The organism is Yersinia artesiana (assembly GCF_902726545.1).
Classification (GTDB): domain Bacteria; phylum Pseudomonadota; class Gammaproteobacteria; order Enterobacterales; family Enterobacteriaceae; genus Yersinia; species Yersinia artesiana.
In genome coordinates this window covers 1-14,248 of record NZ_CACVAD010000048.1, presented here as the reverse complement: position 1 = coordinate 14,248, position 14,248 = coordinate 1, and the positions used below count along the sequence as shown (strand labels likewise).

The following is a 14,248-nucleotide window of genomic DNA, read 5'->3' as shown; positions in this document are numbered from 1 at the left end:
TTTTAATCATAATCTGAAGACCTTCAATCATATACTCTAAATAATTCGAGTTGCAGGAAGGCGGCAACTGAGTAAATCCCCTGGAGCTTACATAAAGTAAGTGACTGGGGTGCGCGAAGGCAGCCAACGCACATGCAGCTTGAAGTATGACGAGTATAGTGGCCGCTCACATTCAGGCCAGTATCCAATCAATTTAGTGATATGAGGGAGCATATTATTAAATATGAAAATACCTCATAGCCATTTCATTGACAGAAAGTGGATAACCCGTTATTTCCTTGTACAGAGAAAAATATAGCCGACCACCCGAGATGGCATCTGACACGAGGTTTTTTAGATGATTTCCGCTTCACAACGACAGGCTTCACAACAACAGTCTTCACAACAACAAGCTCGCAGCGCCCCATCTCCAACTGTCGTCGCCAAATTTGGTGGTACCAGTGTGGCTGATTTTGATGCCATGAGCCGCAGCGCTGACGTCGTTTTATCGAACCCGGATGTTCGTTTGGTGATTCTGTCGGCTTCAGCCGGGATTACCAATCTGTTGATCGCGCTGGCCGATGGTTGCGAGCAGGAAACGCGCGCCCTTCATTTAGATGAAATCCGCCGTATTCAATACAGCATTCTCGCTAAACTTTCTGACCCAGCCGTTATCCGAGAAGAAATTGACCGCATGCTGGAGAACATTGCCATGCTGTCAGAAGCGGCCAGTCTGGCGACCTCGGCAGCACTGACGGATGAACTGGTCAGTCACGGCGAATTAATGTCGACATTATTGTTTGTCGAACTGTTGCGCCAACGCCAGGTGGCGGTGGAATGGTTTGATGTGCGCAAAATCATGCGCACCAATGATCGCTTTGGCCGAGCCGAGCCAGATACCCATGCATTATCCGAACTGGCCCAGACCCAATTAGCGCCACGTATCGCGCACGCCATTATCGTAACGCAAGGTTTTATTGGTAGCGAAAGTAAAGGTCGCACCACCACGCTAGGCCGGGGTGGCAGTGATTACACTGCTGCATTGTTGGGGGAAGCGCTGAATGTCAGCCGCATTGATATCTGGACGGATGTTCCAGGGATTTATAGCACTGACCCGCGCGTAGTTCCTGGTGCAAAACGTATTGATAAAATCGCTTTTGAAGAAGCCGCTGAAATGGCGACGTTTGGTGCCAAAGTGCTGCACCCGGCCACCTTATTACCAGCCGTGCGCAGCGACATTCCGGTGTTTGTCGGATCGAGTAAAGATCCCGCAGCAGGCGGCACCTTAGTGTGCAATGAAACGTACAATCCGCCATTGTTCCGGGCCTTGGCATTACGCCGCAAACAAACCCTGCTAACCCTGCATAGCCTGAATATGCTGCACGCACGCGGTTTTCTGGCCGAAGTTTTTAATATTTTGGCGCGCCACAATATTTCGGTTGATTTGATAACCACCTCCGAAGTGAGTGTAGCGCTGACACTGGATACGACCGGCTCGACATCAACTGGCGATAGCTTGTTAACCAGCTCATTGTTGACCGAACTCTCCTCCCTGTGCCGGGTTGAAGTGGAAGAAAATCTGGCATTGGTGGCGATTATCGGAAACAACCTGTCGCAAGCCTGCGGGGTGGGTAAAGAGGTGTTTGGCGTGCTAGACCCATTCAATATCCGCATGATTTGTTACGGAGCCAGCAGCCACAACCTGTGCTTCCTGGTGCCGGGCACTGATGCAGAGAAAGTGGTACAAACGCTGCATCATAATTTGTTTGAATAACTGATTGTTTGAAAACAAAAACCGGTACTGCCTGTGGGGCAAGTGCCGGTTTTTACTGTTTACAGCAAAATTAGTCAAAAAATCACCTAAAACCTCGAGATCTCAGAATACTCACCAATCCAGGACTGATGTTTGCATTTTTTAGGTTAATGCCAGTAACACGAGATGATACAGCGTTGGAATTCTCGATCATCTTTTCCTCCGGATTAGGAGTAAACACTCTTACTTTAACAACTTCGTTAAATGTAATCTGCTGCGGTTTCGCAATAGTTAGCCCAATGCGGCCGTTAAACATCGCATTAATCTGCTTAAGATCTTGCGCAGCAATTCGCTCCCCTCTTGGCTCAATGCCGACGCCAGACATCGCATTATACTGCTTAAGATCTTGCGCAATAATTCGCCCAGCCCTTCGCTTAATGCAATCAACACGGTTAGATACCCCAGAAAGCTTGTTTCCCACAGCAGTGTTACCGAATACTGCGAGCTTCGGATTTTTATCTGCTATAAAAGACCCTATTGATCTCGCTGCTTTTAATATTCCTTTTGGCAATTCCATTTCAAGTGTTTTCTCTATTTCAATACTTCGAAACAGAGTAGCGAATTAGCTCAAACCTCTTCTATCATAAATTGAGGATAATTCGCTTTCCATTGTCAATCCGCGTCATAACCTAGGTTCGGAGCTAGCCAGCGCTCAACCTCGGCAATTGGCATCCCTTTACGGGCAGCGTAATCTTCAACTTGATCTCGCTGAATTTGTGCCACAGCAAAATATTTGCTATCCGGATGACTGAAGTACCAACCCGACACCGATGCCCCAGGCCACATGGCGTAGGATTCGGTCAGTTTCATCCCCGTATGAGTTTCCACATCCAGCAACTGCCAGATTTGGCCTTTCTCTGTGTGCTCAGGGCACGCCGGATACCCCGGAGCCGGGCGGATCCCTTGATAATTTTCCCGCACCAACTCTTCGTTGCTCAGATTTTCATTCGGTGAGAAGCCCCAATACACCTTGCGCACCCGCTCATGCAGATATTCCGCAAAAGCCTCTGCCAACCGGTCAGACAGCGCCTTAATCATGATTTTGTTGTAATCATCATGTTGAGCATCATAGGCATCGGCCAGAGCATCCTCTTCCAGCCCGCCGGTAACCGCAAAAGCACCGTAATAATCAGCTTTACCACTGGATTTAGGTGCGACGTAATCAGCCAGACAATAGTTCGGAAAATCTGTTTTCTCGGTTTGCTGGCGCAAATGATGGCTAACCACCAGCACTTCATCACGTCTTTCATCGCGATAAATTTCGATATCATCGCCAACACTGTTGGCCGGAAATAGCCCGACGACACCTTTTGGATGCAGTAAACCTTCCGCTGACAGCTTATCCAGCATCTCATTGGCATCAGCAAACAGGCGCTTGGCCTCTTCACCCACCACTTCATCTTCCAGAATGCGCGGGTACTTACCCGCCAGCGACCAGGTCATAAAGAATGGCGTCCAGTCGATGTAGTTACGCAACGTTTCAATGCTGGCTTCCACCGCCTGAACCCCCAGTTTGTGCGCCACTGGCGGAGTGTAATTTTCCCAATCAATAACAGTTTGGTTATCTCGTGCTGCTTGCAAACTGACCGGCGGAGTGCGTGGTTTTTTACGCGCATGTTGAATACGGACGGTTTCATACTCTTTGCGAGTTTTCACTATAAAATCATCTCGTTGCGTATCAGATAACAAAGCTGAAACCACACCAACACTGCGCGATGCGTTAGAGACATAAGTGGTTGAGCCACTGTAGTTCTGCTCAATTTTAACCGCGGTATGCGCTTTGGAGGTAGTGGCTCCGCCAATCAGCAGCGGCAAGGTGAAACCCTGGCGCTCCATCTCTTTGGCGACATTCACCATCTCATCGAGCGATGGCGTAATCAGGCCAGACAAACCGATGATATCGACCTTTTCTTCCCGCGCAGTACGCAGAATTTTTTCGGTCGGCACCATCACACCCAAATCTATGATTTCATAGTTATTACACTGCAACACCACACCGACAATGTTTTTGCCGATGTCATGCACATCGCCTTTAACTGTCGCCAGCAGGATTTTGCCTGCGGTGGTACCTTTCTGTTTACTGGCTTCAATATAAGGTTCGAGATAGGCGACCGCTTGTTTCATCACTCGGGCAGATTTTACCACCTGCGGCAGGAACATTTTCCCCTCGCCAAACAAGTCACCCACCACATTCATCCCAGCCATCAATGGCCCTTCGATAACCTCGATTGGCCGGTCGGCCTCCTGCCGGGCTTCCTCTGTATCCAGTTCGATGAATTCGGTAATGCCTTTGACCAGTGAATATTCCAGGCGTTTCACCACCGGCCAACCGCGCCATTCCGCTTGCTGAACCGCCACCTCATCACTCTTACTGCCACGGTATTTTTCCGCCAGATCCAACAGCCGCTCGGTGCTGTCATCACGACGATTAAGAATGACATCCTCAACCGCATTACGCAGTTCATCCGACAGGTCGTCATAGATCGCCAACTGCCCGGCATTGACGATACCCATATCCATTCCATTACGAATGGCGTAATAAAGGAATACCGCGTGAATAGCTTCCCGCACTGGATCATTGCCACGGAAAGAGAACGAAACGTTGGAGACTCCGCCTGAAATCATGGCATGCGGCAGTTCGGCTTTGATATCAGCACAAGCTTCAATAAAGTCGACGGCGTAATTGTTATGTTCTTCAATCCCGGTGGCGACGGCGAAAATATTCGGGTCAAAAATAATATCTTCCGGCGGGAAGCCAACGGTTTCAGTCAGAATTTTATAGGCGCGGCGGCAAATCTCAATTTTGCGCGCTCGAGTATCAGCCTGCCCCTGTTCATCAAAGGCCATCACCACCATCGCCGCACCATAGCGCCGCACCAGCTTGGCATGATGAATAAAGGCATCTACACCCTCTTTCATCGAAATGGAGTTCACGATGCCCTTGCCCTGAATACATTTCAGCCCTTTTTCGATGACATCCCATTTGGAGGAGTCGATCATAATCGGCACCCGGGCAATATCGGGTTCACCGGCAATCAGATTCAGGAAGCGCACCATAGCAGCTTCGGCATCCAACATGCCCTCATCCATATTGATATCGATGATTTGCGCGCCGCTTTCAACCTGCTGACGAGCCACATCGAGCGCTTCGCCATATTTCTCTTCTTTTATCAGCCGTTTAAAACGGGCCGAACCCGTGACGTTTGTCCGTTCACCGACGTTAACAAATAGCGTGTTGGCATCGATTGTCAGTGGTTCCAGCCCCGCCAAACGGCAAGCGACCGGAATATCCGGCAACGGACGTGGTGCAACGCCAGCGACAGCTTTAACCATCGCGGCGATATGACGTGGCGTGGTACCGCAGCACCCACCGACAATATTTAAAAACCCTGCCCGCGCCCACTCACCAATCTGCTCGGCCATCTCTTTGGCTTCCAGATCATATTCACCAAAGGCATTCGGCAAACCGGCATTCGGGTGCGCACTGACATAATATTCAGAAATTCGTGATAACTCAGCGACATATTGGCGTAGCTCATCCGGCCCCAAAGCGCAGTTCAGGCCAAAAGAGAGCGGTTTCACATGGCGCAGGGAGTTATAAAAAGCTTCGGTGGTTTGGCCGGATAGAGTACGGCCAGAAGCATCGGTAATGGTGCCGGAAATCATCACCGGTAACAGCACACCCATGGCTTCAAATTCAGATTCAACAGCAAAGGTGGCAGCTTTGGCATTCAGGGTATCGAAAACCGTTTCAATCATAATTAAATCGACACCGCCCTCAATCAGAGCACGGGTCGATTCACGGTAAGCCTCAACCAACTGATCAAAACTGACATTACGAAATGCCGGATCATTCACTTTCGGAGAGATAGATGCGGTACGGTTGGTCGGGCCAAGCACCCCGGCAACATAGCGTGGTTTGTCGGGCGTGCGGGCCGTCCATTCATCGGCACAGATACGAGCCAAACGGGCAGCTTCATAGTTAATTTCAGCTGACAGCGACTCCATCTGATAATCCGCCATGGCAATGGTGGTAGAGTTAAAGGTATTGGTTTCGAGAATGTCAGCACCGGCTTCAAGATAGGCATTGTGAATGGCAGTAATGACTTCGGGCTTGGAGAGCACCAGTAAGTCATTATTCCCTTTCAGATCACTGGGCCAATCAGCAAAGCGCGCACCACGGTAATCCGCCTCTTCCAGTCGATAACTCTGGATCATGGTTCCCATGCCGCCATCCAGCACCAAGATCCGTTGTGCTAACTGCTGATGTAATTCCTTAATCTTATTATTTGTTACTGTGTCCACCACTGTCGCCTCTTTACCCTGTTGCCTTGCCATTATCCGATGCATCTTTAATTGTTTATTCGTATCAGACATGCTGAAAAATTCATCTGTCATCCTAGCACAAGTTGTCAACGTAATGAGTCCAGTCACAGTTGAGACTTTTTCAGGTAGAAAACCAAACTCATCGGATGAGCAATTTTTGTGGTTTGCATGCATAATTGAAAAACGAAAATGAGTTCCATAATAATGAATGAGAGGCTGATTTATGGCGTTACCGATTGCGATTAAACGGGGAAAGAAACCCAAGGCAGCCGTGCAAACAACGACAGCACCAACCGGTCAGGTTCAATCACTGACACGGGGTCTTAAATTACTGGAATATATTTCCGAAGCGCAGGGCAGTGTGGCCTTAACAGATTTAGCGCAACAGGCAGGTTTACCTAATTCCACCACTCACCGCCTGTTAACCACCATGCAGCAGCAGGGTTTCGTCCGTCAGGTGGGGGATTTAGGCCTTTGGACGATGGGCGCACACGCCTTTATTGTCGGCAGTAGCTTTTTGCAAAGCCGCAATCTGCTGGCGATGGTTCACCCGATGCTGCGCCGTTTAATGGATGAATCTGGTGAAACCGTCAATCTGGCCGTGCTGGATCACAGTGACTATCAGGCCATTATTATCGATCAAGTGCAATGTACCGCCCTGATGCGGATGTCCGCACCGATTGGCGGCAAACTGCCAATGCACGCCTCGGGTGCCGGTAAAGCTTTTCTCTCCACCCTGCCAGACGACCAACTGGTTCAGCTTTTACATAAAAAAGGGCTGCATGCCTACACGCAGCATACCCGCACCAGTCCAGCCAGTTTGAAAGAGAATCTGGCGCTAATTCGCAAGCAAGGTTATTCATTTGACGATGAAGAGCATGCTCTCGGCCTGCGCTGTATCGCCGCCTGTCTGTTCGATGAACATCACGAAGCCTTTGCCGCTATTTCCATCTCCGGCCCGATATCGCGTATTACCGACGATCGCGTCACAGAACTTGGTGCATTAGTTATTCATGCTGCGAAAGAAATCACTCAATCATACGGCGGCGGAAATCGGAGTTAATTAGTTAAGACGTTGTCGTTCGGTGAGAACAAGCAGATCGTAAAGACGCCGTAGATTAAGCACAGTGATCGAAGGGTTTACCGCGCCTAGGGGCGCTCCGGCGGCTCACGCCGCTACGACCCCAACGGCACGATTCCCCTTCATTTGAACCTGTGTTTTTCAATCCAATCAAGGCGTAGCGAGCTAAGTCAATCTGAGTGCGCCCAGCGCACAGGCCCCGGAGCGTACACGTAGTACGTGAGGAGGCCGAGCACTGCGCAATCTCAGAGTGACGACGCGCAGCAGCCGTCAAGAGATCACTCTCTGGGAGAAGCGTTGTTTTCGACGATAAGCAAAAACATCCTCCACATGCCCATCACGGATACGCTGCTGCAAACCGCGCCAGTAACTGGCATGGAACAAGTCGCTGTGCATCTCCTCAAAAAAGTGCCGGACTTTGCGGTCACTACATAAGAAATGGCGAAATTCTTCGGGGAAAACATCATTGGGAGATACGCTATACCACGGTTCGCTGGCCATCTCATCCTCTGGATAACGCGGCGGCGGAATATCGCGGAAATTCATCTCAGTCATATAACAAATTTCATCATAATCATAGAACACCACGCGCCCATGGCGGGTTACGCCGAAGTTTTTAAATAACATGTCGCCGGGAAAGATATTCGCCGCCGCCAGTTGCTTAATGGCATTACCGTATTCTTCAATAGCATCCTTCAACTGCTGATCATTTGCCTGCTCCATATAGAGATTCAATGGCGTCATCCGCCGCTCCATATACAGGTGTTTAATGATGATTTGGTCGCCTAAGTCTTCCAGTTTTTCCGGCACTTCCCGCTGTAATTCTGTCAGCAGTTCTGCACTGATGCGATGCTTATCAATCACAAAATTCTCATACTCTTGGGTATCCGCCATTCGCCCTACCCGATCATGTTCTTTAACCAATTGATAGCACTCTAAAACTCTCGCCTGACTGACTTCTTTTTGTGGCGCGAACTGGTCTTTGATGACCTTAAAAACCCGGTCAAATGCTGGCAGAGTAAATACCAACATCACCATCCCTTTGACCCCAGGCGCAATAATAAATTGTTCGCTAGATTGATGAACAAAGGTTAGGTATTCACGGTAGCTTTCGGTTTTACCGTGTTTTTGGCAGCCAATCGCCATATACAGTTCAGCGGTCGATTTGCCCGGCAAGATTTCCCGCAGCCATTCCACCATTGCCGCGGGTAAGGGGGCATAAACCATAAAATAAGAACGAGCGAAGCCAAACACAATACTGGCCTCTGCCTTGCTGGTGAGGCAGGTATCAATAAATAGCCCGCCTGATTCATTGTGATGGATAGGTAGCAGGAATGGGTAAACCTCATCAGCCAGCCGCAATTTTCCCACAAGCCAGGCGGCTTTATTACGATAAAACAGTTCATTCGCAATTTGAAAACGTGCGGTTGCGAGCTGCTCATCGGTAAAAATTTGCCGCAATGCGGTCGCAATATAGCCAATATCGCGTGACAGGTCTTCCCAGGGTAAACGCAGCGGCAAATCATTGAGTACCAGCTGCAACATGCCGCTCAAATTATCCTTGGGGACAAAATCGCGTGCTAAAGGGCGAGGGATTTCGCGAAAGCGCCGCTCCGGTTGTGAACTGAAAACAAACAGCTTATCCGGAGTTAAATCGCGGTGTTTAAATAACCGACAATAGACTGAATTAAAAAAACTTTCAGCGATTTCAAAGCGCGGATAATCCGGGAGCAAGTCAGTATAGATTTCTTTAACCCGCGTCAGAAAACTCACATCAAAACAGCGTTGATCAGTGATGTGTTTCAATTGCTCCACCACCAATCCCACATGACTATCATAGAGGTGAATACGCTTTTTCATCGCCTGCTGTACCGCATGCCAATCAGCCTGTTCAAAACGGTGTTGCGCCCCCGCGGTGATCTCCAGAAAGCGGCCATATTGAGCATCAAACCCCTGCAAAATTGTTTGCGCGATTAATTGTTCCAGCTTTGTCACCATACTTACCTCCGCCATACGGAACAGAGCCTGCGTAAGCAGGCTCTTGATAACACACACTTTCCCTCAAACTCGTGGAGTTAGAATTGCTGTTCTTCCGTCGAGCCGGTCAATGCCGTTACGGAAGACTCACCGCCCTGAATGATATTGGTGACTTTATCAAAGTAGCCGGTGCCCACTTCCTGTTGATGAGATGCGAAAGTGTAGCCGCGCTCAACAGCGGCAAATTCTGGCTGCTGAACCTTCTCAACATAGTGCTTCATGCCCTCTCCCTGTGCGTAAGCATGCGCCAGGTCGAACATGTTGAACCACATGCTGTGGATACCCGCCAGTGTAATAAACTGGTATTTGTAACCCATGGCAGACAGCTCATCCTGGAAGCTGGCAATCTGTTGGTCCGTCAGATTCTTTTTCCAGTTAAATGATGGAGAGCAGTTGTAAGCCAATAATTTTCCTGGGAATTGCGCATGAATCGCATCAGCAAAACGCTTAGCTAACGTCAAGTCTGGAGTAGATGTTTCGCACCACACCAAATCGGCATACGGGGCATAAGCCAGGCCGCGACTGATGGCTTGCTCAATACCAGCATGAGTGCGGAAGAATCCTTCAGCAGTACGATCACCAGTAATGAATTCGCTATCATGCGGGTCACAATCAGAGGTCAACAAATCAGCGGCATCGGCATCGGTACGGGCAATCAGCAGTGTTGGCACACCGAGAACGTCGGCAGCCAGACGGGCTGCGACCAACTTCTGAATCGCTTCCTGAGTCGGCACCAAAACTTTACCGCCCATATGACCACATTTCTTCACGGCTGCCAGTTGGTCTTCGAAATGTACGCCAGCAGCACCCGCTTCAATCATAGCTTTCATCAATTCGAATGCATTCAGCACACCGCCAAAACCGGCTTCCGCATCTGCCACAATCGGCAGGAAATAGTCGGTATAACCTTTGCTACCCGGCTCAATATTATTCGACCATTGAATCTGATCTGCGCGACGGAAGCTGTTATTGATACGTTTAACTACCGCAGGAACGGAGTCAACCGGGTACAGCGACTGATCCGGATACATGCTTGATGCGGTGTTAGCATCAGCCGCGACCTGCCAGCCTGACAGATAAATGGCCTCAACCCCTGCCTTCGCCTGTTGCAGCGCCTGACCACCGGTTAATGCGCCTAAACAGTTGATATAATCTTTACGCGATTTGCCATGCAGTAATTCCCACAATCTCTTCGCACCGTGCTGCGCCAAAGTGCACTCAGGGTTGACTGAGCCACGTAATTTAATCACCTCTTCAGCACTATACGGGCGAATAATGCCCTCCCAGCGCGGTGATTTCCATTCCTGTTCCAATTGCTGAATTTGTTGAGTACGAGAGGTAGTCATGGCGATATTCCTTATTATTTAATTTTGTAGGGTTAAATAAGTTAGTGTCTTAGGCTAGCAGCGCGTAGCCGGGTAGTGTCAGGAAGTCGATAAGCTCGTCTTGTGTTGTAATTCGCTCCATCAGGCGCGCAGCTTCTTCAAACCGCCCGCCATCAAAGCGCTCTGCGCCAAGTTCCAGCTTTACTACCTGCATTTCTTCACTCAACATGTTTCGAAACAGCTCTTTCGTCACCGTCTGACCGTTACTCAGTTTTTTCTGGTGATGTATCCATTGCCAGATAGAAGTGCGAGAAATCTCTGCTGTCGCGGCATCTTCCATCAGGCCATAAATAGGCACGCAGCCATTGCCAGATATCCATGCTTCAATGTATTGCACAGCAACCCGGATGTTGGCGCGCATCCCTTCTTCCGTGCGTTCACCGCTGCAAGGCTCCAACAACTCAGCTGCGGTAATAGGTTTGTCCTGCGCCCGGCTAACCTCTAATTGATTTGGTCGGTCACCCAACACCTTGTTAAAGACTTCCATCACCGTATCGGCCAGCCCCGGATGGGCTACCCATGTACCATCATGGCCATTACTGGCTTCTAACTCTTTATCCGCACGAACTTTATCCAGTACTTGCGCATTTTTTACCGGATCTTTATTCGGGATAAATGCCGCCATGCCACCCATCGCTAAAGCACCGCGTTTATGGCAGGTTTTGATCAATAAACGGGAATACGCGCTCAGGAATGGTTTATTCATGGTGACCGATTGGCGGTCTGGCAACACACGATCACCGTGGTTTTTCAGTGTTTTGATATAGCTGAATATATAATCCCAACGACCACAATTGAGGCCAACAATGTGATGGCGCAGGTGATAGAGGATTTCATCCATTTGGAACACGGCAGGTAATGTCTCAATTAATACCGTGGCTTTAATGGTACCTTGCGGTAAGTCGAAGCGCTGCTCGGTAAAGGTGAAAACATCACTCCACCAAGCGGCTTCTTGATAAGACTGCATCTTTGGCAAATAAAAATAAGGGCCGCTGCCATTGGCAAGTAATTGCTTATAGTTATGATAGAAATACAAAGCGAAATCGAACAGTCCACCAGGAATAGCTTCCCCCTGCCATTTCACATGTTTCTCCGGCAAGTGCAGGCCGCGAACTCGTGCAATCAGTACCGCAGGGTTGGGTTTGAGCTGATAAATTTTACCGGATTCATTTGCATAGGAAATCGTGCCTTTTACCGCATCATGCAGGTTAATTTGACCATCGATCACTTTGTCCCAACTTGGGGCCAGCGAATCCTCGAAATCTGCCATAAAGACTTTTACGTTAGCGTTGAGAGCATTAATCACCATCTTGCGCTCAACCGGCCCGGTAATCTCCACCCGGCGATCACGTAAGTCAGCAGGAATCCCCTGAATCTTCCAATTACCTTCACGAATGGAATTAGTTTCCGAAATAAAGTCTGGCAAGGCCCCTTGATCGATATCTTTTTGCCAGGACAGCCGTGCTGCAAGGAGTTCACGACGTGACGGTGCGAATTTCACCACCAATTCGGTCAAGAATTCGATCGCTTCATCTGGCAAAACCTGCCTCTCAGCAACATTAAAATGCTGTGTAAAAACTAACTCCGTGCCGACTAACTGTTGTGTCATTTCCCTTCCCCTTTCCAATCTCACGGCTTTCACACCAACGCTAATGTCGCGTCACTCTTGGATTCATATCGGATAATGTGTCCCAACCGAAAATTGAAGGCTAGATTATATGGTCACTTTTCACCCCGACAGGACTAAGAATAATCAATTAATTAAGAAAATCAAAAACGATTTCCATTTTTATTAAAAATAATTATTTAATCTTTAATTATCATATTGTTAACATTATGATGAACATTAAGAAGATAGGAACCAGCTTCCATTTATAACTTTATCGCGAGATAACTTGTTGTTTGATAAAGAGATCAGACCAGTATAAGCAGGGGGAAATGGCTCTTATTAGAGCAAAAAGCAGAAAGGCGGCTCGATTCAGCCGCCTTTATTCGCATTCAGGGAGGAAAAATTTAGTCGAGAGTAGGATTCATATGGCGCAAATCAAATGGTGTGATTTGGTAAACGTAGTAGTTCAACCAGTTAGCAAATAACAGGTGCCCGTGACTGCGCCAGGATGCTTTGGGGGGTAATGAAGCATCATCATTGGGGAAATAATTGAGTGGAATTTGTGGATTCAAACCGGCCGCCAGATCACGTTGATATTCTCCCGCTAAGGTATCAACATCATATTCAGGATGACCGGTGACGAAAGCGACCCGTTTGTCTTTGCTGGCAAACAAATATGCACCGGCCTCTTCCGAGGAAACCAGAATATCCAGATCAGTATATTGCTGGAGTACCTCTACGGGGAAGTCGGCATAACGAGAATGCGGCGCCAGGAATGTTTCATCGAAACCACGCGTGAGAAGCGCCAGTGGTTTATCTGTTTGGTGCTGGTAAATGCCTGAGAGTTTGGTCTCTCGCGTCATTTTGGGAATACCATATAAGATATTTAAGGCAGCTTGCACCGCCCAACACACGAATAAAGTTGAGGTAACGTGATCTTTTGCCCAGGCAATAATACGTTCAATCTGTGGCCAATAAGCAACATCGCAGAAATCGACCAAACCCAGAGGAGCTCCCGTGACAATCAGCCCATCAAAGTTTTGCTCCTGAATATCTTCAAAGTCACAATAAAAGTTGTTCAAGTGCTCAGCTGGCGTATTTTTTGACTCGCGACTATCAATTCGCAGTAATTGGATGTCGACCTGTAAAGGCGAATTAGAGAGTAGACGTAGGAATTGGTTTTCCGTCTCAATTTTTTTAGGCATCAGATTTAAAACCAACACCTTCAGGGGACGAATTTCCTGAGTTTTTGCACGCGATGAGGTCATAACAAAGACATTCTCATTACGTAAAAAACTCACTGCTGGTAATTCATCAGGAACCCGAATTGGCATGCCTATATCCTCAATATATCCGCTTATACGTTTAGACTTCTAGATGCCCGAAGATAACGGGTTTTCAGGAAAAAGTCGAGCAATCTGCGGCAAACTGAAAATGTTTCATTGCTGAAATTTCAGCATATAGAATTTGGCGGGCAATCGTAATCATTTTACATACTGAAAATATGCAAAAAAAACCTTAAAATACAAACAATTAAATGAAAATAAGGCAATATGGTTTCAAATATATTATATGGAGAATAGCGGGGATTGAGGCAACCTATTATCGGTTACTAACTGTTTATTGGTATGTAGATATTTACCGGATGACAGAAAAGCAAAAACCCCACGCTTTTGGCATGGGGTCTTTACTTGATTTGATACCTGGCAGTGTCCTACTCTCGCATGGGGAGACCCCACACTACCATCGGCGCTACGGCGTTTCACTTCTGAGTTCGGCATGGGGTCAGGTGGGACCACCGCGCTATTGCCGCCAGGTAAATTCTTTTCTACAACTACCGAACTTTAACCCATGTAACTGGTGCTGATACCCAGAGTCGAACTGGGGACCTCACCCTTACCAAGGGTGCGCTCTACCAACTGAGCCATATCAGCACGCTAAATTTGATGCCTGGCAGTGTCCTACTCTCGCATGGGGAGACCCCACACTACCATCGGCGCTACGGCGTTTCACTTCTG

The 14,248-nt window shown here is 48.3% G+C and carries 8 protein-coding genes, 1 tRNA gene and 1 rRNA gene; 2 read left to right on the top strand and 8 right to left on the bottom strand.

The window, feature by feature from the left end:
* Positions 1-337: 337 nt before the first annotated feature.
* A complete protein-coding gene (gene lysC, locus HU019_RS15515) occupies positions 338-1,753 on the top strand; it encodes a lysine-sensitive aspartokinase 3 (protein ID WP_174849837.1) in 1,416 nt (471 codons plus the stop codon).
* Between the two features lie 82 nt (positions 1,754-1,835).
* Here the strand turns inward: lysC and HU019_RS15510 are convergent, their stop codons facing one another.
* Positions 1,836-2,309: a hypothetical protein gene (locus tag HU019_RS15510; RefSeq protein WP_174849836.1), complete on the bottom strand. Its 474-nt coding sequence runs from the start codon at positions 2,307-2,309 to the stop codon at positions 1,836-1,838.
* A gap of 95 nt (positions 2,310-2,404) precedes the next feature.
* Entirely contained in the window at positions 2,405-6,100 is a 3,696-nt protein-coding gene (metH, locus tag HU019_RS15505) for a methionine synthase (RefSeq protein WP_174849847.1), read from the bottom strand.
* A gap of 241 nt (positions 6,101-6,341) precedes the next feature.
* Between metH and iclR the strand changes: the two genes are divergently transcribed.
* Positions 6,342-7,181, top strand: coding sequence for a glyoxylate bypass operon transcriptional repressor IclR (gene iclR, locus HU019_RS15500; RefSeq protein WP_174849835.1), 840 nt, complete (start codon positions 6,342-6,344; stop codon positions 7,179-7,181).
* A gap of 288 nt (positions 7,182-7,469) precedes the next feature.
* Here iclR and aceK read toward each other — a convergent pair whose 3' ends face one another.
* From aceK to HU019_RS15470, 6 genes are all read right to left on the bottom strand, one after another.
* Complete coding sequence (aceK, locus tag HU019_RS15495) at positions 7,470-9,197, bottom strand: bifunctional isocitrate dehydrogenase kinase/phosphatase (RefSeq protein WP_174849834.1); 1,728 nt, start codon at positions 9,195-9,197, stop codon at positions 7,470-7,472.
* A gap of 77 nt (positions 9,198-9,274) precedes the next feature.
* Positions 9,275-10,582: an isocitrate lyase gene (gene aceA, locus HU019_RS15490; RefSeq protein WP_174849833.1), complete on the bottom strand. Its 1,308-nt coding sequence runs from the start codon at positions 10,580-10,582 to the stop codon at positions 9,275-9,277.
* A gap of 49 nt (positions 10,583-10,631) precedes the next feature.
* Positions 10,632-12,230 carry a malate synthase A gene (gene aceB, locus HU019_RS15485; protein WP_174849832.1) on the bottom strand — a complete coding sequence of 533 codons (1,599 nt, stop codon included), beginning with the start codon at positions 12,228-12,230 and terminating at the stop codon, positions 10,632-10,634.
* A 404-nt stretch (positions 12,231-12,634) separates the two neighbouring features.
* Positions 12,635-13,564, bottom strand: coding sequence for a homoserine O-acetyltransferase MetA (gene metA, locus HU019_RS15480; RefSeq protein ID WP_050078150.1), 930 nt, complete (start codon positions 13,562-13,564; stop codon positions 12,635-12,637).
* 367 nt (positions 13,565-13,931) lie between these two features.
* Positions 13,932-14,047 (bottom strand): 5S ribosomal RNA (gene rrf, locus HU019_RS15475).
* Between the two features lie 41 nt (positions 14,048-14,088).
* Positions 14,089-14,164 (bottom strand) — tRNA-Thr (locus HU019_RS15470).
* Positions 14,165-14,248: the final 84 nt, after the last annotated feature.

What these genes read in the sequence shown, in the direction of transcription:
- lysC (WP_174849837.1), top strand. Translation starts at nt 338, where the DNA reads ATGATTTCCGCTTCACAACGACAGGCTTCACAACAACAGTCTTCACAA.
- HU019_RS15510 (WP_174849836.1), bottom strand. Translation starts at nt 2,309, where the DNA reads ATGGAATTGCCAAAAGGAATATTAAAAGCAGCGAGATCAATAGGGTCT.
- iclR (WP_174849835.1), top strand. Translation starts at nt 6,342, where the DNA reads ATGGCGTTACCGATTGCGATTAAACGGGGAAAGAAACCCAAGGCAGCC.
- aceK (WP_174849834.1), bottom strand. Translation starts at nt 9,197, where the DNA reads ATGGTGACAAAGCTGGAACAATTAATCGCGCAAACAATTTTGCAGGGG.
- aceA (WP_174849833.1), bottom strand. Translation starts at nt 10,582, where the DNA reads ATGACTACCTCTCGTACTCAACAAATTCAGCAATTGGAACAGGAATGG.
- aceB (WP_174849832.1), bottom strand. Translation starts at nt 12,230, where the DNA reads ATGACACAACAGTTAGTCGGCACGGAGTTAGTTTTTACACAGCATTTT.
- metA (WP_050078150.1), bottom strand. Translation starts at nt 13,564, where the DNA reads ATGCCAATTCGGGTTCCTGATGAATTACCAGCAGTGAGTTTTTTACGT.